This window comes from Pseudomonas sp. Pse79, assembly GCF_024519615.1.
Lineage (GTDB): Bacteria > Pseudomonadota > Gammaproteobacteria > Pseudomonadales > Pseudomonadaceae > Aquipseudomonas > Aquipseudomonas veronii.
Map to the genome: position 1 here is coordinate 224,900 of NZ_JALJRR010000001.1, position 23,557 is coordinate 248,456.

The following is a 23,557-nucleotide window of genomic DNA, read 5'->3' on the forward strand; positions in this document are numbered from 1 at the left end:
TTGATAATTATTCGCGTGAGTGTGGCAGATTGAATCCGCGCAAAAAAGACTTGGGGGAGAATTACTTAACAAATTTTTCACATCTGTCGGGGGGACAGATCACCCTCCCAGCGCGAAATCGTCCGCCGCTGCGTGGGCTCGCGGGCGCCAATGGGCTGGCGCTCAAATCGACGGCACCGCGAAAAAAATCGCCGTCAGAATTCCATTCGCAGGCCCACGGTGCCTTGTCGGCCGTTGAGCATCTGGCTGTCCAGGTTGCGGTTATAGCCGACTTCGCTGTACAGGCTGACGCCCTTGGCCACCTCCAGCGTGGCGCCCAGACTCAGGCCCAGGGTGGTGGATTTCTGTTCGGTGTCGATGTCTGTCACATGGTTAAAGGTGACGGTGTTCTGCCCGGCGGCGGTGTGCCAGATATTGGCCCGCGCGTAGGGCTGCAACGGCAGGCCACGGACCTGATAGTCGCCGCGCAGGCGTATGCCCAGGCGCGTGGTGACGTTGGTGTCGGCGTTGTAGGCCACGTCGGAGATGCCATCGTTCTGACTGTCCAGTTTGGTTCGGCTCAGGATCAATTGAGCCTGCGGTTCAACCACCCAATCGGCGGTCATCTGGAACGGCCTGCCGACCTCGACGGATGCGGCGACGTTGTGTCCACGGGTTTTCATCTTCACCCCACGGTCCGATTCGTTATTGCCATCGAAACGGGTGCCCATCAGCACCAGATCGAGGTAGGCCTGGTTGGCGCCGATCAGTGTCCAGTAAACGCCCAGGCTGTCACCGCGCAAGGTGGTGTTGCCAGCGGCCTTGTCTTGCCAGCCGCCGTTGAAGCCTTTCACGTCACCTTTCAAGCGACTGTGGCCGACGAAGAAGCCGACTCGCTGCACCGCGCCGTTGGCGGTAGCGCTCGCGTACACGTCGGTACCGATCTGGAAGGCGGAGATCGAACTGTCCAGCGTCGGGCTCACCGTGCCGGCAAAGCTCTGGCGGCTGCTGTTGCCATACACACGCCCCCAACCGGCAGGAAACGCACCGGTCTGCTGTTGTTGGCGCTGATCGCCCATGCGTTCGTGATAGGTGCCGAGCATGGCCTGTACGATTTGTTGCGCGGCAGGAAACAACACCGCGTAGATCGGTACTTCCGGGCGATAGATCGGGATCGGTGTGAGGCCCGGATTGGTCGGCAGTTCAGGGGTGCCCACCACCGGTTCGGGGAGCGGCGTCACCGGGCCCGGCAGCGGCGCCACCGGCACTGAAGAGCGCAGGTAGTAGTTTTCGCCCGTGCCCGCGTTGTCGCCCCCTTTGAACAGGTAGTAGTCGAAGGCGCCTGCGGAAACCCGGTTTGCCAGGGTGAACTGGGTGCCGGCGCCGCTGGCGCCGTTGATTGCGCGGACCACCTGGATGCCGTCCTGCACGGTTTCGGCCCCCGGCCCGGCGAGATTGGTCACGCTGATAGCGGTGGTGCCGCTGATCTGGCCCGTGCCGATCACCAGCAAATCGCTGGGTGAGCCGTCGCTGCCCAAGACGCTTTGCAAGGCGAGTCGGCCAGCGTTGCCGTTGTAGTTCCCGTTCACCGTCAGGGTGTCGGTGGCGCTGGTACTGCCGGTGGTCATGTCGATCAGGCCGCCGTTGTTCAAGGTGACGGATTGGCCGGCGGTAAAGGGGTCGATCGAACCGTTGGTGACAGTCAATTTGCTCGAACCGTCGAGGCTCATGATGCCGCTGCCGGTTGCGCTGTCGCCCAGCACGAAGGCACCGCCCAGCTTGAGGTCCGAGCCGTTATCCAGCAGCACCTGTTCCCAGCCGGTATAGCGTGCGGGGACGTCGGTCTGGGTGTTGTCGAATGTGAGCGTGTCGTTACCCAGGCCACCATCCACCAAGGGGTTGGAGGACAGCGACGTTTCGTTGAGGTTTTTCAGCAGCGCGGTGTCGTCGTCGGCGCCCATGACGATCAAACCGTTGACCTTGCCGCCATCGTGCCAGATCAACTGGTCCTTGCCGAAACTGGCGAGGATTTGCCCGTTGACCGTGCCGCCGCTGACTTCAATCAAGTCATCGCCGCCGCTGGTGCTGATGTTGCCGCCGATGTAACTGGTGCCCGAGACGAGAATATGGTCATTGCCGAACCCGGTGACCAGATTGCCCAGGATGGTGCCGCCTTGCATGTCGAACACGTTGTTATCGAGCTTCATATCGACCCGGCCAATGGTGCCGCTTCTCATCGTGGCTTGGTCGCCATCTTCAAACGCCCCGGTGATGACCCCGCCGCTCATGTTGAAGGTGTCCAGGCCATCGCCCTGGGCCAGGGAAGCGATGGTGCCGCCGCTCATGGCAAAGCTGTCGATGCCGCCGCCTTGGCTTATTGCACCCGCCTGCCCACCGGTGATCTGTACCACATCCGCGCCTGCGCCTTGGGTGACCGAACCGCTGACGGTGCCCAGGTTCAGGCGGAAAATATTCGCGCCGTCGCCTTGGTTCAGCGCACCGTTGAGCGCCGCCGTCGGCCCGTTCACGTCCACCAGGTCGTTACCCGCACCAAAGGTGACATTGCCGTTGATGGCGCCGCTGCCGCTGATATTCAGGGTGTTGTTGCCACCGGTGTCGGTAAACCCCGGTGCCGAGGCACTGTCGCAGGTGGAGATGTCGTCGCCGGCGCTGTTGTTGATCGTGCATGCGCCATAAGAGGGGAGTGGCCACGCCGTCACGGCGATGATTGAGCTGATGCCCAGGTACAACAAAGAAGATGTTGGTGCGCGCATGACCCGTCCTCGTTCGAAGGGAACATCTCCCGGCACCTGGACAAGCAGGTGCGTTCGGACCATGGCAACAACGAACGATACGGATCAGGGAGTACCGGTTACCCGATTCTGAAAACATCGGCCAATGCAAAGGGTTGGCATGGCTTTCTCGACTGCGCCTTAAGCAGTGCAGGTTTTTTGCACCTTAGTCGCACATCAAACGGGCCGCCACTGTCAGAAATAACAGGTATAGACGAGTGAATTTCTAGACGAACACGATCTCATAGGGCTCGCGCATCCGCTCCAGCAACACCTGGGCGAGCATCGGCGCGAGCCCGATCTCCGGGTCTCCGGCCAGTTGGCTGGCATAGGCATGGGCCGCATGCAGCTTGCGCGCCACGCTCCAGGTGTCGAGGCGGACCTTGCGCGCACGCTGCCAGGGGATCATCGAACCTTCCCGCGCCGTCCAATGCCAGGCCCAGATCGGTAGCTCATACAGACGTGCCCCGACCAGGCTGCATGCCTTGGCGCTGGCACGGCCGACGGCGTCGTGGTCGGCGTTGCCGTCGTTGCGCCAGGTGCTGAAGACCACATCGCCGGGCTGCAGATATCGGGCGATGAGTTGGCTCATGGGGTGTTCGCTGGCGGCCAGCGCGTCATCGCGAAAGCCGCCGCGAATCCACTTCAGGCTGTGCAGCGGCATGCCCAGCCGGCGCAGCGCTTCGACGCTTTCCTGGGGCCGCACCACGCTCAAGCGCCTCGCCGGCCAGACATTCGAGCCGGGGTGGCTGGCGCTGCCGTCGGTGATGGAAATCAACAGCATCGGGTGTTCGAGGGTGCTCAGCCGTTGCAGCAAACCGCCACAGGCCAACACTTCATCGCCGGGGTGGGGCGCGACGATGACCACTCGCGCACCCGCAGGCACCAGCGAGTGAGGATGAATGGCGGGGATTTGCGCCAACTGCGGGGCACTGTTCCAGATCTGCGCTGGACCGCGGCGGCTTTCGCTGAGGGAGGCGGGTTTCATGGCGGGCACGTCCTTGTCAATTGATGCTGGGTCGTAGCCCGTGGACGGGACGACGCTCTTTTTAGTCGCCGCAGGCTCCGCTGCAGCGATTGCTCGGCATTTCAATCCTGGATTGCCAGCAAGGCGTCCTCAGCATAGACAAGGATTCGCTGCTTTCACATCTTGTAACTTCGATTTTTTTTAACGGGCCCGTTTCAGGCCGCTCAACGCAGGCCCTCATGGGTGGCGACCGACGTACCGTCGCGGCTCCAGAGGTCGAGCAGGAAGTCACTGTCGTGGTGCCGCGCAACACACGGCATGGCCAGCCGTTGCTCGAGCAGCGCATGCACTTGGACGGCGGTTTGCGGGCAGCCGTCGATTGGCGCGCGCCAGTGACAGGCCAGCAGTTGACCGTCGTCGCTCAGCGCGGCGAGGGCGCAGTCGATCAGGCGGGTGAGGTCATCGGCGTCGAGGTAGTAACACAGCTCGCTCAGCACGATCAGGTCGAAGCGGCCGTCAGGCCACTGTGCGGGCAGGCGACTCTGCTGCACCTGGGCATGGGGAAATCCCATCAGACGTGTCTTGGCCAGGGCCACTGCTGCGGCCGCGGTATCGCAGCACACCAGGCGGTCACAACGCGGCGCCAGTTCGACGCTCAGTTCACCATTGGCGCAGCCGGGCTCAAAAATCGCGGCGTAACGCGGGCGGGTCAACAGCGCCAAGGTCAGCGCGCGCTTGCGCCGCTCGTACCAGCGTTGACGGAAGGCCCAGGGGTCATCGTTGTCGGCGAACAGCCGATCAAAATACGGTGTCGCCACGCTCATACAAACACCACTTCAAAAGGCTGCAGCAAACGCTCGACGACATAGGGTGCCAGCACCGGCGGCAAGCCGATCTGCGGATCGCCCTCCAATTGGCTGGCGAACGCGTGGATGGCATGGCGCTTGCGCGCGACGACTTGGCAACTCAGCGGGAGTTTGCGCGCGCGATGCCACGGTACCTGGCTGTCTTCCGGGGTTGCCCAGTGCCAGGTCCACACGGGCAACTCGTACAGGGTCGCGCCGACCGCCAGTGCGGCACTGGCACTGGCGCGGCCGACGGCTTCATGGTCGCAGTGGCCGTCTTCGCGCCAGGTGGTGAACACCACGTCCCTGGGTTTGAGGTGGCGCTCAATGAACGCGGCCAACTGCGCTTCGCGGGCGGCGACCTGGCTGTCGGTAAACCCGGCGCGCAGCCACTTCAACCGGTGCAGCGGCAAGCCGAGGCGGTGCAAGGCCTGGGCCGACTCCTGCGGGCGCACCACGCTGAGGCGCTCCACCGACCAGCGCCGCGAACCGGGGTGACTGGCGCTGCCATCGGTGACAGAGATCAACTGGATCGCCCGACCCAGCGCGGCCAAGCCTTGCAACAGGCCGCCGCAGCCCAGCACTTCATCGTCCGGGTGCGGTGCGATGATCACTGCGCGATGCCCTTCGGGTACCAACTGTTCGACGCTGATCGGCGCCAGTTCGGCCATGTGGGACGAGGTCTGCCACTGATGCAGCGACGTGCCCTGGCCCACGATCGGATTGGCTTTCATAACTGCCACCTCCCAGGTGGCTCGGCGGCAACCTGTTCACCGAGGGCGGCCAGGTCACGCTCGGCATGGCTTTGACGTACATACACCGGCAGGTCCGCCATCAGTTGGGCAAAGTGCGGATCTTTGCAAAAAGGCCCCGCACCGGCGGCGCGACCGACGTGGCGCATGACCTGTTCAACCGTGTCTTCGAGAGACGCGCGTACCTGTTGGGCCAGTTGCCTGGCATCGGCCAGCGGGGCGCGGTCGATCTGCCGCGCACTGGCGCGCAGCACGCAGGCGGCACTGTTCAAGGCGCTGTCGACCGCGCCGAGGTGGGCCAGGGCATGCGGTTCCGCACGCCTGTTGCACTGCTCGCGCAGCACTTCAGCCAGGCGTTGCGCCGCGCCATACCAGCACGCGGCGATACCGACGGCGCCTTGCCAGAAGCCGGGGCGGGCGAGGTAGTCGCCGGGCCTGCCGATGCCAATCCCGCTGGCCGCCTCGAACAGGACATCGACACTGCCGGTGGCCGCCATGCCTACCGCCTGCCACCCCTCATCGGTCACGCAGATGCCGGGCTGGCCCATCTCCACTGCGACCAATTGCTGGCGATCCTCCTCGTCCCAGGCCGTCAACAACCCATGGCTGACCACCGTCGCTCCCGAACACCAGGCTTTACGCCCCTGCAGCACCAGACGATGGCCGTTGCGCCGCGCCCGCACCCTGGCCGTCGGCGGTTCTGCCGCCCACATGCCCCAGAGGCTGCCCTCCGGCGGCAAGGGGCTGCGCAGCTCGGCAATGATCGCCAAGGCATCGGTGTGACCTTCGAACAACTTGCACAAGCGCAGGTCGTGTCCGGCGACCTGGGCCAAGCGGCTGAACCGTTCGAGGGTCTGGCCGCTGCCGGGGAGCGGCAGGCGGTCCAGCCCCTCGGCCTGCAGCGCCTTCAAGGCCGCGCCCAGGGCCTGCGTGTCCGCATAGCCTTGGTAGCCTTGAAGGAATCCATGCAGGCCCATGTCACACCTCTTCGTCGTGCTGCAGTTCAAACAGCAGCAGCGAGCGCCCGGTGACCGCGTACTCATGGTGGAAATCAAAGCGTTCCTGCCCGCGTATCGTCGTGTCATGGGTGTCGAGCATGCAGGTCCAGAACTGGCCTTCCGGCACGGGGGGCAGGCGGAAATTGACCAAGTCGTGATGGGCGTTGACCACCAGCAACAACGTGGCATCGCCACCCGGACGGCGAATCCCGGTCTCCTGGGCGCGGCCATCCATCAGCATGCCCAGGCAACGGCCGTGACTGTCTTCCCACTGCTCGGTGCTCATCTCGTTGCCATCCGGCGCGAGCCAGGTGACGTCCTTCACGCCGATGTCTTCGTTGTAGTCGCCCACCAGGAAGCGGCCACGGCGCAGGATCGGGTACGTCATGCGCAGTTTGATCACGCGCTTGACGAACTTGAGCAGCGCCTTGCCGTCATCGTCCAGCTCCCAGTTGACCCAGCCGATCTCGCTGTCCTGGCAGTAAGCGTTGTTGTTGCCGTGCTGGGTGCGCGCGAACTCATCCCCGGCCACCAGCATCGGCGTACCTTGGGCGAGCAGCAGGGTGGCGAAGAAGTTGCGCATCTGGCGCAGGCGCAGGGCGTTGATTTCCGGGTCGTCGGTGGGGCCTTCGACGCCATGGTTCCAGGACAGGTTGTTGTTGCTGCCATCCTGATTGTTTTCGTCGTTGGCTTCGTTGTGCTTGTCGTTGTACGACACCAGGTCATGCAGGGTGAAACCGTCGTGGGCGGTGATGAAGTTCACTGAGCTGTAAGGCCGGCGGCCACGGTGGTTGAACATCTCGCCGGATGCGGTCATGCGCCCGGCGAAGTCCGCCAGCTGGCCGTCATCGCCTTTCCAGAAGGCGCGCACGGTGTCGCGGAAGCGGTCGTTCCATTCCACCCAGCCCGGCGGGAAGTTGCCCACCTGATAGCCGCCGGGGCCGCAGTCCCAGGGTTCGGCGATGAGTTTCAACTGGCGCAGCACCGGGTCTTGACGGCAGGCGACGAGGAAACTGTGGCGCTCGTCGAACCCGTCACGATAACGGCCGAGGATGGTCGCCAGGTCGAAGCGGAAACCGTCGACGTGCATCTCGGTGGCCCAGTAACGCAGGGAGTCGGTGACCATCTGCAGCACGCACGGGTGGCTCAGGTCGAGGGTGTTGCCGGTGCCGGAGTCGTTGATATAGAAGCGCTTGTCGTCCGGCATCAGGCGGTAGTAGGAAGCGTTGTCGATGCCGCGCATGGACAGGGTCGGGCCGCGCTCGTTGCCTTCGGCGGTGTGGTTGTAGACCACGTCGAGAATCACTTCCAGCTTGGCTTCGTGCAGGTGCGCGACCATCTCCTTGAACTCGGCGATCTTGCCGCTGGCCAGGTAGCGCGGGTCCGGGGCGAAGAAGGCGATGCTGTTGTAGCCCCAGTAGTTGGTCATGCCTTTTTCCAGCAAATGCTGGTCGTTGACAAAGGCGTGTACCGGCAACAGTTCCACGGAAGAAATACCCAACTGGCGGATGTGCTTGAGCAGATCGTCTTCCATCAGCCCGGCGCAGGTGCCGCGCACGGCCTCGCCGACCGAGGGGTGACGCATGCTGATGCCGCGCAGGTGGGTTTCATAAATGATCGTGCGGTCCCATGGCACGCGCACCGGTTGGTCGTCGCCCCAGGTGTGCGCCGGGTCGATGACCTTGCACTTGGGCACGAAGGGCGCACTGTCGCGTTTGTCGAAACTGAGGTCGTCGTCGGGGTGGCCGATGGTGTAGCCAAACAGCGCCTCGGACCATTTGAGTTCGCCCACCAGCTGTTTGGCGTAGGGGTCGATCAGCAATTTGTGGTGGTTGAAACGGTGGCCGTTGGCCGGGTCATACGCGCCGTACACACGGTAGCCGTAAATCAGCCCGGGGTGGGCGTCGGGCAAGTAGCCGTGGAAGATTTCATCGGTGTATTCGGGAAGTTCAATACGTTCCAGCTCGACCACGCCGGCGTCGTCGAACAGGCACAACTCGACTTTGGTGGCGTTGGCCGAGAACAGGGCAAAGTTGACACCCAGGCCGTCCCAGGTCGCCCCCAGGGGGAAGGGCAAACCTTCGCGAATCCGCGATGGTTCGTGGGCCGGGGGGGCCTGTTTTTTATCGGCTTTGCTCATTGTGTTGCTCCTGCATGGGTCTTTTTTCGGGCCGAACGTAGCCCTGCTGACGAGGGGTCAGCTAATAATCGGGCAAGTGGCTGACCTCCGGCCGGGGTTGCCGGCCGGAGGTTCATGACGGCACAGGGCTTACGGCTTGGGCTTTTTTGTGGCCGCCGGCTTTTTAGCCGCCGGCGCGGCCGGTTTGCCTGCGGCCGCTGCCGGCGGCTTGGCTTTTGCTGCCGGCTTGGGCGCGGTTTTCGGTTTGGCGGCGGGTTTGGGCTTGCTGGGCGTCAGCGCTTCGGCTTCCGCCAACTTGCGGGCCATTTCCCAATGGCGCGCATCCTGACCTTGCGGCTTGCCCTCCGACTCCCAGATCTGATACGCGAATTCGCGAACACGTTTGTCTTCAGTACTCATCACAATGTTCCTCGCAGAAAATTTCAGCTTGATTGATCATCAGGATCGATAAAGACGTTGACCGGGAAATCCCCCAGCGCAGTGCTGATCAACAGCTCCTTGTCTGGTGTGACTGCGCGTGTATGAAAAAGTCCCTTCCAGTTTTCGGTTGGCGCGGCGAACGGTAATTTCACTCGGGTATCGCCCCAAACCCGCGCATTGACCTGGGGATGCACACCGTTTTCCAGCAGGCGATAGGGCCAGCGCGGCACCACCACCAGTGCGCGTTTGCCCTGGTATTCGCGGCAGAACGCGACCACGTGCTCGGCATGTCGACCGACCACGTCCAGGGGCGTGTAACTGCCCCGATGGAACAGTTTAGGATGGGCCTTGCGCAAGGCCAGCACCTGGGCGATCAAGGCTTGTTTGATACGCCCGTCCCGCCAGTTGAACAACAGCTTGCCGATGTCCGGTGGGGTATCCAGCGCGTGCTGCCGTGCGTTGAAATCCACCGGGCGGCGGTTGTCCGGGTCGACCAGGCTGAAGTCCCAGAACTCATTGCCCTGGTACAGGTCCGGCACACCCGGCACTGTGACTCGAAGCAAGGATTGCGCCAGCCCATTGAGCGCGCCAGCGGGGGCAATCGCTTGGGCGGCGGCGCCGATGGCGGTGCGCAGTGCGCGGCCTGCGTCGCTGAGCAGCAGGCGCGTGAGAAACGTTTCCACACCCTGTTCGTAAGCCTCGTTGGGCGCGCTCCAACTGCTCTGCAACTTGGCTTCGCGCAGGGCCTTTTGTTGCCATTGCCAGAGGCGTTGTTGATAGGCTTCGAGTGCCGGCCGGTCGTCCAGGTGCAGGTCCAGCGGCCAACTGCCGAGCAGTACCTGATAGAGGATCAACTCATCGCCTGCCGATGGGCTGCTGGCGTCGTTGCGCAACGGCGCGGCGAGGCGGCGCCAATGCGTCACCTGTTCGGCATACCACCCTGCGCACTCACTCAACACGGCGAGGCGGGCGCGGCTGTCTTCACCGCGTTTGTGGTCGTGGGTGGCGGTGGCCAGCAGGTTATCGGGGAACGCCTGCAAGCGCTGCTGATTGGCCGCGTGAAAATCGGCCAGCGGTGCGCTGAACTGTTCGGTACTGAAGCCCACGTCGTTGCGCGACAGCAACACCGCCGAGCGATAGAACGCGGTGTCTTCCACGGCTTTGGCGGCGGCCGGCGAGGTCAATTGCTGGAAGCGCACGCAGGCATGCTTGAGCAGCTTGCGCTCGCGGCCGAGCGGGCGATTGCGCCACGGTTGGCCGCCCAACCATTTTTCCAGGTTGTCCAGCACCGGCCAGTCGCCTTCGCTCAAGGTGCTGCGCGCGCCCGCCAGGGCTTGCAGGAAAAACGTGTCGTCGCGTTCGCTGCGGCCACAGGCGCTGATGTAGGTGCGGTACACCGGGAAATGCACGATCAGTTCCTGCAGGGCGCGGCGGATCGCGCCGAGGGTCAGGTCGCGGCTCATCACGTCGTCGCGGGCCACTTGCAGCAGGGCCTGGGCCACGCTTTCGAAGTCGCCGGCAAGAGAACCGTTGAGGATCTGCCGGCGCGCCAGCCAGGCTTCTTCGATAAAGGCCGACGGCCGTTCGCTGTGCCGGGTCCACAGCTCGGCCAGCGTTGCGAAGCCTTGCGGGCGGTGTTGCAGCAGCGACAGCTGGTTCATGAATTCGTAGCCGGTGGTACCGTCCACCTGCCAGTCCTCGCGCAGGGTTTCGCCTTCGCCGAGGATTTTTTCGACGAAAATCGGCAGGTGACGCTCGGGCGACAGCGTATCGACCCGCCGCCGCAGCTTGCGGCAATACCCGCGTGGGTCGGCCAGCCCGTCGATATGGTCGATGCGCAGGCCATCGACCAGCCCCTGGCTGATCAACTCGAAGATCTTGCCGTGGGTGGCCTCGAACACGGCGCTGCGTTCTACACGCAGGCCGCCCAGATCGTTGACATCGAAGAAGCGCCGCCAGTTGATATCGTCCGCCGCAGTGCGCCAACTGGCCAGGCGATAGGCCTGTTGCTCCAACAGCCCGTGCAGGCGCTGGAAACCTTCTGGCTGACGTGCGTCGAAGGTGCCCAGCCGCTGTTCGATGGCCTGCCGCACGGCGTTGTCGGTGGCGCGTTCGGCCAGGGCTTGTTTGAGCCAGGCCGCTTCGGCGTAGGCATCGCTCTGGTAGGCGAGGGTGCTGAAGCGGTCGGCGAGGGGCTTGAGCAGTTCATCGGCGCCCAGAATCGTCGCGTAATCTTGTGGGCAGATCGGGAAGCGGTGTTCGTAGTGCTCGACGGAAAAACTGCCGTGCGCGGCGTCGAAGTGCAGGGTCAACGTGCCGGTTTGCAGGGCTTCGCCGTAGTCGCTGGCGAGGAACGGCATGAGCAATTGGCCCTTGAGCAGCGGGTCGGGCGAGTGCCATTGAATGTCGAAGAATTCGCAGTAGGGACTCAACCGGCCCCATTCCAGCAGGTCGAGCCACCAGGGGTTGTCGGCGCCGCCCACGGCCATGTGGTTGGACACGATATCGAGGATCAGCCCCATGTCGTGTTGGCGTAGGGCGGCCACCAGGCGGCGCAACGCCGCTTCGCCGCCCAGCTCCGGGTTGACGGTGGTGGGGTCGACCACGTCATAGCCATGCATGGAACCTGCGCGGGCACTGAGCAGCGGTGAGGCATACAAATGGCTGATGCCCAGCCGGGCAAAGTACGGCACCAGAGCCACCGCGTCATCGAGGGTGAACCCTTTATGAAACTGCAGGCGCTGGCTGGCGCGCAGGGGCAGAGCCTTCATCGGTCACGCTCATGGGCTTGATTGCGTGCCACCGCCAGCAGTTCCAGGCGGCGCGCGGCACCCGCATTGTCGAGCAGGCTCGCCGCCTCGCCTGGCAGGCGGCGGCGCCAATTGGGGTGGGTGTCGATGGTGCCGGGCAGGTTGGCTTGTTCTTCGAGGCCCAAGGCATCTTCCAGCGGCAGCAGCACCAGCGGCGCGCGGGTGTGGCCGAGGTAGCGCACGCTGGCATCGATCATGTGGTCGGTTTCATTGCGCACTTCATCGACGAAGTTCTGCGGGTCCTGGCTCAAGGCCTGGCGCAGTGCCTGGCGTTCGCGCAGGCGGTGCTCGCGCCATTGCTCCGTGGTGGGCGCATCGATCAGGCCGAGCTGGACGTTCCAGTCGATGTCGCGGCTGTGCCACCAGCCATTGAGGGTTGGCAGGTCGTGGGTGCTGGTGGTGGCCAGGGCGTTGTCCGGCCAGTCGAGGATCGGCTTGAATTGGCCATCATGACCCTGTTCGAACAGCAGCACGCGCATGCCCAGAATCGAGCGGCCGATGAGTTTGTCGCGCAGGCCGTCGGGCACGGTGCCGAGGTCTTCGCCGAGGACGATGGCCTGGTGGCGGTGCGATTCCAGCGCCAGCAGACGCAACAGATCGTCCACCGGGTAATACAGGTAGGCGCCGTCCTGGGGCGAGGCATCCATGGGCATCACCCACAGGCGTTGCAGGCCCATCACATGGTCGATACGCAAGCCGCCGGCATGGGCGAAATTGGCCCGCAGCATCTCGATAAACGCACGGAAGCCGTGGCGCTTGAGGCCTTCCGGGGCGAAGGCGGAGATGCCCCAGCCCTGGCCGGCGCGGTTGAGAATGTCCGGCGGCGCGCCGACGGTCAGGCCGGCGAGCAATTCATCCTGGCGGCTCCAGGCCTGGCTGCCGCCACCGTCGGCGCCGACGGCCAGGTCGGCGATCAGGCCGATGCTCATGCCACTGCCACGGGCGGCTTGTTGGGCGCGTTCCAGGCAGCGCGCGATCAGCCATTGGCCGAAGGCGTAGAAGCCGATGTCGTCGCGGTTTTCCTCGGCGAAGCGCAGGAGCGCCGGGCTTTGCGGGCTGCGCCATTGCTCTGGCCAATGGCGCCAGTCGAGGTCTTCGCCAGCGGCGGCGCGCGCGGCCTGGACCGCTTCGAAACGGCAGTGGTTCTCCAGGGCTTCACCGCCCGCTTGGCGGAAACTGAGGAAGTCGGCGTGTTGCGGGTGTTGACCGTGGCGGAAGTCGTCGTACAGGGCACGCAACAGGCGGTGTTTGGCCTTGGCTGCGGTGGGCCAGTCGATCAGGGTGTGTTGTTCGAGGGTGTGCAGCTCGTCGGCCAGACCGCAGGCCTCGATGGCATTGCGCACCTGGCGCTCACCCAGGATGCAGCCGGGCGATGCGTACAGGCTATTGAGAAACAGGCGGCTCGACGGCGAGTACGGGCTGTAGCGCTCGGGGTCGGCGCTGAACATCGCGTGCATCGGGCTGATCGCCAGGGCGTCGGCACCGCGTTCGGCGGCCGAGCGGGCCAGGTGTTCCAGCGCCAGGGTGTCGCCGAACCCGCCGTCGCCGAGGCGGCGCAGGGCGTACAACTGGGCGCTCAGGCCCCAGGCACGTGGGGTTTGACTGTCGACGGCATCGGCGACGCTGTAGCAGTGACGAGGGGCCACGGCCAGGGTGAAGGCCTGGTCGGCGATATGCACTTGGTGGTAGCCGAGGGCGATCACGCCGGGCAGTACCGCGTTGCCGTCGAGGCGTAATTCGAGGACTTCGCCCTCCTCGAGGCTGACCCGGCAGACGGTGTCGGGCGCGAAGTAGCGCGCCAGGTCCAGGCCTTCGCCACTGTCGACGGTGAGCAAGGGCGGCAGGTGTTTGTCCTGTTGCACTTGCTCCAGGTCTCGCAGGCTGGCGTCAATCTCGGCATCGCTGTCGGCCGGGTGGCCCAGGCCTTTGAGGACGGCGCGCAGGGCGTCCGGTTTGACACGTTGCGGGCGGCCGTTTGCGTCGATCCAATCGACCGCCAGGCCCGCTCGGCCGGCGAGGATTTCCAGGTTCGCTTCGCTCAAGGGTGCTCTCCAACAGGGGATAGGGTAACGCGTGCGCTGAAGGGCGCCAGGTGCGCGTGGTCATGCGCCGGCGTTTGGAACAGCACATGCTGCGCAGCGGGGTGATCCAGGGCCGTGGCACTCAGGTTCAGGTCGATCTGTAACAGGCTGCCGTTGCCCAGGCGCCAACGCGCACTGACGGCGCGGTCTGCCAGCACCTGCGCACCGAGGGCCACGCTGCCGGGCAGGTGCGGCACGATATGCTGGTGGCGCAGGCGCAGCAGGTGGCGATAGAACTCGGTGTGTTCGTTGGCGGCGAACGACGGCGCCGATTGTTCGAAGGTCGGCAGCGCGTTGGGATCGGGAATCCGCTCGCGCCGCTCGGGGTCGTGGAACGCGGCGAAATCGGCGAATTCATTGCGACGTCCTTCGCGTACCGCTTCAGCCAGTTCGCCATGGTGGTCAGTGAAAAACAGAAACGGCTCGCTGGCGTTGACTTCATCGCCCATGAACAGCAACGGGATCATCGGCGACATCAGTAGCAAGGTGGTCGCCGCCTTCAGCGCCTGGGGCGAACACAGTTGGTGCAGGCGTTCGCCGAGGGCGCGGTTGCCGATCTGGTCGTGGTTCTGCAAGAACGCGACGAAGGCGGTGGGCGGCAAGCCGCTGCTGGGTTCGCCGCGTGCATGCCCGTAGCGCGTGGTGTGGCCCTGGTAGACAAAGCCGTCGCTGAGGCAACGTGCGAGTTTTGCGGTAGGCGCTTGGGCAAAGTCGCTGTAGTAGGCATCGGTTTCGCCGGTCAGCAGCACATGCAATACGTTGTGGAAGTCGTCGTTCCATTGCGCATCGAAATCGTGTTTCAGCAGGCTGGCCTGGTTCAGTTCGTTTTCCAGCACCAGCCAAACATGACGGCCGATGTCGACCTGCTGGCGCACCCGGTGCGCCAGTTCCCGCAGGAAACCGGGGTTGTCGATGGCGTGTACCGCGTCCAGGCGCAGGCCGTCGAAGCGGTAGTCGAGCAGCCACATCAGGGCGTTGTCCAGAAAGAAGTCCCGCACTTCACGCCGCTCGAAGTCGATGCCGGCGCCCCATGGCGTATGCACATCTTGCTGGAAGAAGTCTTTGGCGTACTGGCCCAGGTAGTTGCCATCGGGGCCGAAGTGGTTGTAGACCACGTCGAGCAAGACCGCGAGCCCGTGTTCATGGGCGCTGTCGATCAGATGCTTGAGCTGTTCGGGGCTGCCGTAGGCGGCGTGCGGCGCGTAGGGCAGCACGCCGTCGTAGCCCCAATTGCGCTCGCCGGGGAATTGCGCCAGGGGCATCAACTCAATCGCGGTAACGCCCAGTTCGGCCAGGCGTGGCAGGTGCTGCTCGACGGCTGCGAAGCCGCCCAGCGCGCCGACATGCAGCTCGTAGATCACCGCTTCATGCCAGGGGCGGCCCTGCCATGGGTGGTGTCGCCATTCATAGGCGAGCGGGTCGACCACCAGGCTCCAGCCATGCACGTCCGAGGCCTGGGCCCTGGACGCGGGATCGGGGACATCCGTTTCCCCATCGATGTTGTAGCGGTAGCGCGTGCCTGCGGGGCACTTTATCTCCGTTTCGAACCAGCCATTTGCCTGGGGCAGCATGGCGACCGAGCGGCCATCTTGCAATTCAACGCTGACATAAAACGCGTCTGGCGCCCACAAGGCGAAACGCGTGTGTTGCGCGTCCAGCATGATTGCGCCGTGGGGCCAGGTTTCCAGAGTCCGTAACGGCATCTATGAAGACCTCCCTTGATTATTTAGTCGATTTCCCCAGCGCCTTGGCCACCAGTTGTTCATACAGTTCGGCATAGGGTTCGACCGCCTGGCACCAGTTGAACGGTTGGGTCATCGCCCGGCAGCGCATGGCGTTGAGCAGGCCTGGGTAGGCGAACACTTTGAATGCACGGTTCAGGGCTTCGCGGTAGCTGTCCACGGTGGACTCGTTGAACAGGAACCCGGTGACGCCGTCTTCGATGGTGTCCGCCAGGCCGCCGGTGTTGCGCGCCACCGGCAGCGAGCCGAAACGCTGCGCGTACATCTGGCTCAAGCCGCACGGTTCATAGCGCGACGGCATCAGCAGGAAGTCGCTGCCGGCAAACATGCGACGGGCGTCGGTTTCGTTGAAGCCGATGCGTACACCGACCTGGCCCGGGAAGCGCAGCGCCAGTTCGCGCATGGCCTGTTCTTCTTCCGGCTCGCCACGACCGATGATCGCGATCTGGCCGCCGTTCTCGACGATAAAGCTGGCGACCGCTTCGGTCAGGTCCAGGCCTTTTTGATAGACCAGCCGCGAGACCACGGCGAACAGCGGGCCGGTGGAGTCATGCAGGCCAAACAGGTTGCGCACGTGGGCGGCGTTGACTGCCTTGCCTTCCCAATCGCCGATATTGAAGTTGTGGGTCAGGTGCGTGTCGGTGGAGGCTTCCCAGCTTTCATCGATGCCGTTGGGAATGCCGCTGAGCAAGCCTTGCTGGGTCTTGCTGGCGAGGAAACCGTCCAGGCCGCAGCCGAATTCCGGGGTGGTGATTTCCTGGGCGTAGGTGGCGCTCACGGTGGTGATGTGGCTGGAGTAGGCCATCCCCGCCTTGAGGAACGACATCTTGCCGTAGAACTCCATGCCTTCCTGTTGCAGCGCATGGGGCGGAATGCCCAGCTCCGGCGTGGAGGCCAGGCTGACCACGCCCTGGTATGCCAGGTTGTGGATGGTGAACAGGGTCGGTGTGCGTGACCCACGCCAGTGCATATAGGCAGGGGCCAGGCCGGCGGGCCAGTCGTGGGCATGCACCAGGTCCGGGCACCAGTGGATCTGGGCGAGGTTGGCGGCCATGTCGGCAGCGGCCAGGCCCAGGCGCGCGAAGCGGATGTGGTTATCCGGCCAGTCGCGGCCGTTGTTGGCGCCATAGGGCGTGCCTTCGCGCTCGTACAGTTCGGGGCAGATCAGTACGTAGATAACCAGGCCATCCTTGAGGTCCATGCGCCCGATCTTGCATGGCGGCAGCGCGGCGTGGCCACCCAGTTCGCCGATGATATGGATCGGGTTGTCGCTTTCCATCACCTGCGGGTAACCGGGGATCAGCACGCGCACATCGTGCAAGTGCCCCATGGCGCGGGGCAGGGCGGCGGAAACATCGCCTAGGCCGCCGGTCTTGACCAGGTCGGCAAATTCGGATGTAACGAACAAGACTTTCTTTCGATTGGGGTTATGACTCACGACCGGCCGCACAGCATTGGGCAGATCGACCAACGATGTTGGCCCCCCTGCCGATTTACTAAAACGCTCTCCCTGAGTTTCTACTGCGGCACTGATCATAGTTCTCTCCCACATGTTGGTTGGCTGGTGGCCCGCTGCCACTAGCTCCGAAGACCGCTTCCTGCGGCCAGACGCACAAGCGCTATACAAACTGGCAAGGCTTGTGCCAGTTGCACGGTTAGCTGAAATAGATTGGATGGACGGGCATTCGGTCTGAACCGCTTATGCACGCCTTACCCTAAACCTGACCTACGGCAGAGTTTGAAAGTTTCGATTTTTTGCGGGGCTTTTGTTTTTGAACGGACCCATCGAGCTTGAGTCTAGGACAAATCCTAAAGACTGTAGGGTTTATGTGGAAATTTTGTAGGACAAAAAAACTTGTAACGATATGCGACGTTAGAAAACGGTGTGGGCGCGTGGCGATCGGTGGATAGCGCGTGGCGAGGGCGCGCGGTCCGGTTGGTGGGCTGGCGCCCCGCTTCAGGGGCGTTTCGGGAGCAGGCGCCTCGTCATCGCAGTGCGCGTGCGCTGAATTGGTGCGTCAGCCGAGCACGCGAATGGGCGTGCCCGCGGCCCAAGCCTGGATATCGGCAATCATCTGCTGATAGAACTGCCGGTAATTCTGCTCGCTGACATACCCGACGTGGGGAGTGGCCAGTACGTTTGGCAAGCGGCGCAACGGATGATCGACCGGCAGTGGCTCCTCGGCATACACATCCAGCGCGGCTCCCGCCAGGCGGCCGTTGCTCAAGGCCTCCAGCAGCGCCGGTTCGTCCACGATCGGCCCGCGTGCCGTATTGACCAGGCGTGCCGTCGGCTTCATCCAGCCGAGCGCCTCGGCATCCACCAGCCCACGGCTACGCTCGCTGAGGACCAGGTGGATGGTGAGAATATCAGCCTGTGCGAACAAGTCGCGCTTGCTGACCCACGTCACCCCGGATTCCGCCGCGCGTTGCGGTGTAAGGTTTTCACTCCAGGCAATCACCCGCATCCCGAACACCTGGGCAAATTGCGCGACCTTCTGGCCAATGCTGCCCAGCCCCAGGATCCCCAGGGTCTGGCCATGCAGGTCGCCGCCCAGGCCCACCTGCCAGTGGCCGGCGCGCAGGGAATTGGCTTCGGCCAGCAGGTTGCGCGTGGACGCCATGATCAACGCCCACGTCAGCTCCGGTGCCGCGTGTTTATAGCTGTCGGTGCCGCACACCTGGATACCCAGGGCTTTGGCGGCGGCAAGGTCGATGGCGGCGTTGCGCATGCCACCGGTCACCAGCAGCTTGAGGTTGGGCAGGCCTTGCAGCAACGGGCTATCGAAGGTCGAACGTTCGCGCATCACGCAGATCACGTCGAAGCCTTTCAGGCGCTCGACCATTGTGGCGGTGTCCGCCGGGTAATCATGCAGAAAATGCACCTGGCCGAGCGCCGCCAGGGCTGACCAGTCCACCACATCACGGGCGACGTCTTGCCAATCATCAATGACTGCGATCTGTAGCGACATACGCGGGCGCCTCTTATAACGTTGGATTAAAGGTGGTCGAGCCCCTGCAGCAAGGCCTTGTGGAACTGCGCCGGTTCTTCCATCTGCGGTGCGTGGCCCAGGCCGGGGAATTCCACCAGGGTGGCGCGGGGGATCAACTTGGCTACCTGTTTGCCCAGCACCGCGTAGTGCCCGATCTTTGCCTTTACCGCCGGCGGCGCGAGGTCTTTGCCGATGGCGGTGGTGTCGCTGGTACCGATCAGCAACAGCGTGGGCACCTGCAGGTCCTTGAACTCGTAGTACACCGGCTGGGTGAAGATCATGTCGTAAATCAGCGCCGAGTTCCATGCCACCTGGGTGTGGCCGGGGCCTTTGTTCATGCCGGCGAGCATCTGTACCCAGCGCTCGTATTCGGGCTTCCAGTGGCCGGCGTAGTAGGTGTCGCGCTCGTAGCTGCGGATGCCGTCGGCGCTCACCTGCAATTCGCGTTCGTACCATTGGTCGACGCTGCGATAAGGCACGCCGAGGGCTTTCCAGTCTTCCAGGCCGATCGGGTTGACCAGCGCCAGTTGCTCGGTTTGCTCTGGGTACAGCAGCGCGTAGCGGGTGGCGAGCATGCCGCCGGTGGAGTGGCCGAGCAGGGTGGCCTTCTGAATGCCGAGTTTTTCCAGCAGTTGGTGGGTATTGATCGCCAGTTGCTGGAAGCTGTACTGGTAGCTGTCGGGCTTGCTCGAGGTGCAGAAGCCGATCTGGTCGGGTGCGATCACGCGGTAACCGGCGTCGCTCAACGCCTTGATCGAACCCTCCCATGTGGCGCCGCAGAAGTTCTTGCCGTGCAGCAGCACCACGCTGCGACCGTTGGCTGTGCCGCTGGCCGGGATGTCCATGTAGCCCATGTGCAGGGATTTGCCCTGGGACTGGAAGTTGAAATGCTCAACCGGGTAGGGGTATTGGAAACCCTGCAACTCGGGGCCGTAGGCCGGGCTTTCGTCGAAAGCAAGGGCGAGAGGGGGGCCGCTCACCAACAAGCTGGCCATGCAAAGGGTGCGGATTGACGGCATAAGTAAGACTCCGGAGACGTCGCCGGATGCTGGCGCAAATGGATTAAACGCAGGTTAACGCTGTGTTAAACGTAGGCGCACAAAAAAGGCGAACTTATTGGTTAATAAATTCGCCTTTCGTTTTTTCAACGGACTCCGTTTTGGGGGTCAGATAATCGCGTAACCCGGAAATTGGCCGGTACCCCAATTAAGATACGGAGGAAGGCCACCGCCAGTGGCGACATTGACCGTGTAATGACTTGATGGAGATATTGGAGGAATACCTTCGTTAACCCAAACCTCCTCACTGCGAGGGAATCGGTTGCTGAATCGCCCCCTCAGGCTAGAGGCCGTATCGTATCTGAGCATTATGCCACCGGTACTGGCGATGACACTGTTCATATAGTTCCAGTCTCCAACCCCAACATAACGACATCTCCTGCCGGAGCCGGTGACCTGGATGTTGTAGCTTTTTGACTGGTTCGCCTGATCTCTAACGGTAATGGTTGTGATCCCAGGCCCCGTGAACGTCAGTCGTCCGCGATTGGCATTATCAACGATGGCCACTGATGTGTTACTGGAGCTAAACGTCAGGGCTCCCACGCCCCCGCTGGCGCCACGACCGATATTGCCGGTATACGCGACATCGGTGAACCCGAAGCCTTCCAGTATCCATCCCCCGAGATCCACAAACATCGTAGAGGTATCGAGACCTATTGCAGGTAGTGTCCTGACGACGTAGTTCGTCTCCGGGAAGTTGACAATCTGCGATTCCTTGTTTGCCCCGCTGAAGGCTACCCTGAAGACCACCCTGATCCGGGTGTTATCCGCCAGCGCCGCGAACCAGCTCCGCAATACCGCTATTCCAACCAGGCCATTCGCTGCTTGCGTTGTGTCGATAAGGTCACCATCGATCACAGTCAGCGAATTTTCACCGGCTATGCAGTACATCCAGACTTGTTGATCCTTGGCACTCAAGGCCCATTTCGCCACGCTTGCCAGTGGATTGCCGGTGATGTTTTGCAGATTGATCACACCGCCTTCCTCGATGTTGTTGATCCGCGGTGCAGGCAAGTCTGCGATGGGAATAGTGTCGACCCTCACCGTCTGCACCTCGGACGGAATGGGGTCGGGGAAGTCCGGGTTCTCCACCCAATACATCAGTTGAATGGTCGTGTTCACGCTGTAATTCAAAAATCCAGCGCTGGTCAGGTTGAACACCACTTCTCCGCCGTCCAGGCCGTTCAGGCTTCTTTCTCCTTCGCTAGAATCGGCGAAGATCCACTTCAGCGTAATACGGTGACGGCTTGTCATACCGTCATATTTAACGCTAACGGTGACGTTGTGTTCATTGCGCAATGGGTCATACGTTACGTCAGGCCCGACGCCTGATGCGCCATTGATCACCGGATGTGGCAGGGTGCCGGGAACTGCTTGAACTATATATTCGCGCACGCGGAACAGGGTAGCCTGGCTCCTGTCGGCGCTGCGATCAAAGCTGACCCAGAAACTGATCGTCAGGTGCGAGCCGTCCTCGAGTTTGCGCAACTCGTCCACTGGCGTCGGCGGCATAATGCCCAGTCTCGCGCCCTCTTCGGTGACCAGGTTCGCGGAGTAGGTGGCTTCAAAGTAAGACGCACCATCGGTATAGGTGCCGCTATATTCCAGCCACATCTGCTGGAATTGGTGAATAAATGCCCACAGATTGATCAGCGTGCGCTCCTCGCCGTTGAGCTGGGAGATATTCAGTACCGGCCGGTCCTGACCTTCGATAGTAGGGACCGGTAACGTAGTCAAGGGCAACAACTGCAGAAACAGAGTTGGTGACGGTATTCTTCGTGTGCCTCGCAGCACAAAGTACTGCACTTCAATCAGGCGGCCTTCGGGGAGAATATTGGCCCCAACGGTATCGCTCGGCACGTCGAAATGCACTGTTTTCGACGTGTTGCCGTTCTTGATTTCTTCGTGGGTGCCGATACCGGGCACGCCACTCCACACGGCCATGATTCTGTCATTGGGCGACATCGTCAGGAACGATATTGCAATGGTTGCCCCCGTTGTTGCGGACTCCGGCCGCAGTTCGTCGGGGTGCCTCGACGCTTCGATGACTTCCGGCCTTGGCAATTCGCCGATCGCCTTGCCAACAGTCACTTCAAGGATTTCGGAGCGTAGCGTGGTCGAACCGCGTATGAGCGTATAGCTAAACCGAATCGTGCCATCGTTGTTCAGGTCGATAAATTCGCGGTCCACCGGGAACGAAATTTGTCCCGCCACCACCACGTCAATTTCGCCTCCAGTGCTGCCGCCCACACCCGAGCCTACCCAGCGCCAAACGACTTTGTCGCCCGGTGCAAAGCGAGTGAAGGGCAGCGTGGTATCGACCTGAAAGATCACATCGTTCGGGTCGATGTTGCCATTCGCGTCGACTCCGTCAATCAGCGGTGCCGGCAGGTCGGCGATACGTTCGCCAATCTCAACCACCCGGTGCTCGGACTCACGGACTGTCAGCACGCCGGCGTCCAGCACTGTGTTGACGCCGTCGTTGACGCGATAAAACACGGCAACAGGACCGAGGCCGATGAACCGCGCAAAATTGGCCGCAGTGACAATCCTGAAGCGCGTAGGCGGCGGCGGTGCGCCGGCTTGCTGGGTTTGCTCATAAAACACTACGCCGCCACCCGCTTGCTGCGCCTCCATGCGTAACGTAACGGGGAAGTTCGGGTTATAGGGGGTGTAGACCGGGAAGTTGATTTTGAGGTAAGGCACGGTCGGATCGATCAATCCCCCCTCATCTTCCTCGATATCAACGGGCGGCATGGTGGAAACGGTACCAAAAATCGTGACAGTCGAACGGCGGGACTCACCAATGACGGTGCCCAGTGGGAATTGCAACTGGTAGGTGATTTGCATCGAGCCGTTGATCAGGTCTTTGAGAATACTGTTACTGACGTCGGTTGTTGCCGACCGACCGGGTCGTGCAGCAAATGGCGGTAACTGAACCGTGATCTCCGTACCGTCGAAGCGCGTGCCGGGCAGGGTCACCAGGATCTGAGCGCCTGTGGGGATCGCGGAGCCATTGGGAAGCCGGGTGGGCACAACCACTTCGATCTGGAAATGGCTTTCTGCTTGTGTGTCGAAGTTGACATCGGAAATGTCCTCGCCATCCACCAAGAAGTAAGGTTGTTCGAGCAAGTCCGGGTTCAAGTCACTTTCCAGGCGCACCGCTTGGGACCACTGCTGCAGTTCCCCGGAGAAGTTCAGTACGACGTCATACACCCTGAACCTGATGATGACTAGGCCGCTGCCACCTGGCAGTAGAATGATCTCCGGTGGGACAAATACCTCAATAGGCGCGAGCCCGTCCGCCTGGGCCTCGCTCAGCACATGTGTCACCAAATGCCCGTTCCAGTAGAGCTCGATGGTGTCGCCCTTGAATGCCTCAGGGTAATGCTCGATGGTAATGAGCACGCCTTCATTTGCACGGTCAGGGTGCAGTACGGCACCCGGGCCACTCAAGTCGGCGGGCAGATGAAGAATCAACGCTGAGTGGTAAAACTCTCCTGGGTCCTGATCGACCCCTCCAGGGCGCGTTGCTTTGATAAACCAGGTTTGCTCGTCTGATGTACTGACCGTGTTGCTCCCTATTCGCCTGACCAATCCAAAGCAAGGGAACACAATACCCAGCGGCACAAGTTCGCGTGGTACCGAGAGCTGGAAGCGGTTCTGGCCAACCTGGTTATCGCCCACTTCGCCCCACGCGACAGGGAATCGCCTATCCGCCATGTAATATTCGAAGACGTCGTGGGCACTCAGCGACGTCCAGCGTTCAAAGGTAATCAGCAAACGGTTTTCGATACTGCGGATGCCAGCTCCTACATCAGCAGGAGGATCTATCAGGGGGCGCACAGTGTTGTCGTTGTAGGGCGGGGGTTCGAGGTCCGCGATGCGCGTGGCGTAAAGAACCGGGAGGCTGTCGCTAGTTTCGTCGGACATGGAAGTGCTCCTTGTAGGCTCATTTTTAAAGTGCCGTGCAAGGTCAG

General features: G+C 62.5%; 14 protein-coding genes. All 14 read right to left on the minus strand.

The window, feature by feature from the left end; genetic code table 11:
* Positions 1 to 194 precede the first annotated feature (194 nt).
* The 14 genes from NR164_RS00950 to NR164_RS01015 all read right to left on the minus strand — a co-directional run bounded on the left by NR164_RS00950 (position 195) and on the right by NR164_RS01015 (position 23,510).
* The gene (locus NR164_RS00950) at positions 195 to 2,753 is read right to left on the minus strand and encodes an autotransporter outer membrane beta-barrel domain-containing protein (protein WP_256822100.1); all 2,559 of its coding nucleotides are present in this window, start codon (positions 2,751 to 2,753) and stop codon (positions 195 to 197) included.
* Between the two features lie 244 nt (positions 2,754 to 2,997).
* Positions 2,998 to 3,759 carry a PIG-L deacetylase family protein gene (locus NR164_RS00955; protein WP_057004602.1) on the minus strand — a complete coding sequence of 254 codons (762 nt, stop codon included), beginning with the start codon at positions 3,757 to 3,759 and terminating at the stop codon, positions 2,998 to 3,000.
* A gap of 203 nt (positions 3,760 to 3,962) precedes the next feature.
* On the minus strand, positions 3,963 to 4,562 hold the full coding sequence (locus NR164_RS00960) for an SAM-dependent methyltransferase (protein ID WP_256822101.1): 600 nt from the start codon (positions 4,560 to 4,562) through the stop codon (positions 3,963 to 3,965).
* Positions 4,559 to 5,317 carry a PIG-L deacetylase family protein gene (locus NR164_RS00965; protein ID WP_017846399.1) on the minus strand — a complete coding sequence of 253 codons (759 nt, stop codon included), beginning with the start codon at positions 5,315 to 5,317 and terminating at the stop codon, positions 4,559 to 4,561. Before NR164_RS00965 ends, NR164_RS00960 begins: the two co-directional genes overlap by 4 nt.
* Entirely contained in the window at positions 5,314 to 6,312 is a 999-nt protein-coding gene (locus NR164_RS00970; RefSeq protein ID WP_079443973.1) for an acyl-CoA dehydrogenase, read from the minus strand. The genes NR164_RS00965 and NR164_RS00970 overlap by 4 nt, the downstream gene beginning before the upstream one ends.
* A gap of 1 nt (position 6,313) precedes the next feature.
* Positions 6,314 to 8,473 (minus strand): glycogen debranching protein GlgX, encoded by a 2,160-nt coding sequence (gene glgX / locus NR164_RS00975; protein WP_102617033.1) that lies wholly within the window; start codon positions 8,471 to 8,473, stop codon positions 6,314 to 6,316.
* Between the two features lie 129 nt (positions 8,474 to 8,602).
* Positions 8,603 to 8,872, minus strand: a complete 270-nt coding sequence (locus NR164_RS00980; protein ID WP_079443972.1) for a DUF2934 domain-containing protein — start codon at positions 8,870 to 8,872, stop codon at positions 8,603 to 8,605.
* Positions 8,873 to 8,895: 23 nt separating this feature from the next.
* Positions 8,896 to 11,664 carry a malto-oligosyltrehalose synthase gene (locus NR164_RS00985; protein WP_256822102.1) on the minus strand — a complete coding sequence of 923 codons (2,769 nt, stop codon included), beginning with the start codon at positions 11,662 to 11,664 and terminating at the stop codon, positions 8,896 to 8,898.
* Positions 11,661 to 13,745 carry a 4-alpha-glucanotransferase gene (gene malQ / locus NR164_RS00990; RefSeq protein WP_057004598.1) on the minus strand — a complete coding sequence of 695 codons (2,085 nt, stop codon included), beginning with the start codon at positions 13,743 to 13,745 and terminating at the stop codon, positions 11,661 to 11,663. The genes NR164_RS00985 and malQ overlap by 4 nt, the downstream gene beginning before the upstream one ends.
* Positions 13,742 to 15,487, minus strand: a complete 1,746-nt coding sequence (treZ, locus tag NR164_RS00995; protein ID WP_256822104.1) for a malto-oligosyltrehalose trehalohydrolase — start codon at positions 15,485 to 15,487, stop codon at positions 13,742 to 13,744. Before treZ ends, malQ begins: the two co-directional genes overlap by 4 nt.
* Positions 15,488 to 15,506: 19 nt before the next feature.
* Entirely contained in the window at positions 15,507 to 17,063 is a 1,557-nt protein-coding gene (gene glgA, locus NR164_RS01000) for a glycogen synthase GlgA (protein WP_079443969.1), read from the minus strand.
* 481 nt (positions 17,064 to 17,544) lie between these two features.
* On the minus strand, positions 17,545 to 18,498 hold the full coding sequence (locus NR164_RS01005; RefSeq protein ID WP_017846391.1) for a D-2-hydroxyacid dehydrogenase family protein: 954 nt from the start codon (positions 18,496 to 18,498) through the stop codon (positions 17,545 to 17,547).
* Between the two features lie 26 nt (positions 18,499 to 18,524).
* The gene (locus tag NR164_RS01010; RefSeq protein WP_256822105.1) at positions 18,525 to 19,538 is read right to left on the minus strand and encodes an alpha/beta fold hydrolase; all 1,014 of its coding nucleotides are present in this window, start codon (positions 19,536 to 19,538) and stop codon (positions 18,525 to 18,527) included.
* 147 nt (positions 19,539 to 19,685) lie between these two features.
* Positions 19,686 to 23,510: an Ig-like domain-containing protein gene (locus NR164_RS01015; RefSeq protein ID WP_256822106.1), complete on the minus strand. Its 3,825-nt coding sequence runs from the start codon at positions 23,508 to 23,510 to the stop codon at positions 19,686 to 19,688.
* Positions 23,511 to 23,557: the final 47 nt, after the last annotated feature.

Coding starts and splice junctions, on each gene's coding strand:
- NR164_RS00955 (WP_057004602.1), bottom strand. CDS start 3,759: ATGAAACCCGCCTCCCTCAGCGAAAGCCGCCGCGGTCCAGCGCAGATC.
- NR164_RS00950 (WP_256822100.1), bottom strand. CDS start 2,753: ATGCGCGCACCAACATCTTCTTTGTTGTACCTGGGCATCAGCTCAATC.
- NR164_RS00985 (WP_256822102.1), bottom strand. CDS start 11,664: ATGAAGGCTCTGCCCCTGCGCGCCAGCCAGCGCCTGCAGTTTCATAAA.
- NR164_RS01005 (WP_017846391.1), bottom strand. CDS start 18,498: ATGTCGCTACAGATCGCAGTCATTGATGATTGGCAAGACGTCGCCCGT.
- NR164_RS01015 (WP_256822106.1), bottom strand. CDS start 23,510: ATGTCCGACGAAACTAGCGACAGCCTCCCGGTTCTTTACGCCACGCGC.
- NR164_RS00960 (WP_256822101.1), bottom strand. CDS start 4,562: ATGAGCGTGGCGACACCGTATTTTGATCGGCTGTTCGCCGACAACGAT.
- glgA (WP_079443969.1), bottom strand. CDS start 17,063: ATGATCAGTGCCGCAGTAGAAACTCAGGGAGAGCGTTTTAGTAAATCG.
- NR164_RS00970 (WP_079443973.1), bottom strand. CDS start 6,312: ATGGGCCTGCATGGATTCCTTCAAGGCTACCAAGGCTATGCGGACACG.
- NR164_RS01010 (WP_256822105.1), bottom strand. CDS start 19,538: ATGCCGTCAATCCGCACCCTTTGCATGGCCAGCTTGTTGGTGAGCGGC.
- NR164_RS00965 (WP_017846399.1), bottom strand. CDS start 5,317: ATGAAAGCCAATCCGATCGTGGGCCAGGGCACGTCGCTGCATCAGTGG.
- glgX (WP_102617033.1), bottom strand. CDS start 8,473: ATGAGCAAAGCCGATAAAAAACAGGCCCCCCCGGCCCACGAACCATCG.
- NR164_RS00980 (WP_079443972.1), bottom strand. CDS start 8,872: ATGAGTACTGAAGACAAACGTGTTCGCGAATTCGCGTATCAGATCTGG.
- treZ (WP_256822104.1), bottom strand. CDS start 15,487: ATGCCGTTACGGACTCTGGAAACCTGGCCCCACGGCGCAATCATGCTG.